Annotated in this window: 1 protein-coding gene; it reads right to left on the bottom strand. The window is 31.7% G+C overall.

Features of this window, described 5'->3' with window-relative positions:
* On the bottom strand, positions 1 to 593 hold a 593-nt coding region (locus tag HMPREF3023_RS02070), incomplete at both ends, for an MATE family efflux transporter (RefSeq protein ID WP_246829167.1).

Here is a 593-nt window from a genome sequence, read left to right as displayed (position 1 = left end):
ACTATTATGCCGGCTTTTTTAGCGTTTCCTATTGATTGGAAGAATGTTATAGTCATTACCATTACTCCATATAGGATAAAGATAGAATAAAATAATCTAAAGTTCCCTATTCCCTGAGTTATAATACTTTCTTCTACTCCAAATAAAGACAGAATATTCTTTGAAAATGCTAATGCTGGTATCCAAAATATTGATGCAAGAATTAATCCTCCGATAGAAAATACTTTCATAGCTTCTTTTACTCTGTCGTATTTTTTCGCTCCAAAATTTGTACCAACTACAGGTTGTAAACCTTGACTCATTCCCCAAAGTGGAATGAATGAAAAGGCATATATTCTAAGTGTTGCTGCCATCAAGATAGCATTTGTATCTCCGCCATATTTAAATGACATTTTATATAGCATTGTTTGTTGAATCATAAATAAAATTTGCATCATCATAGCAGATGACCCTACGCCAAACATTTCTTTTTTTATTTCCTGATCAGGTTTGATTTTATTTATTTTTACTGCTTTACTTTTATATTTGAAGTAATGGAGTGTTATTATTGCTTGAACAAATTGTGCTGTAATAGTTGCAAGTGCAGCCCCTTC

This window comes from Peptoniphilus sp. HMSC075B08 (assembly GCF_001815405.1).
Classification (GTDB): domain Bacteria; phylum Bacillota; class Clostridia; order Tissierellales; family Peptoniphilaceae; genus Peptoniphilus_A; species Peptoniphilus_A harei.
The sequence above is the reverse complement of the archived record's forward strand: the minus strand, read 5'-3'. Positions and strand labels throughout refer to the sequence as shown.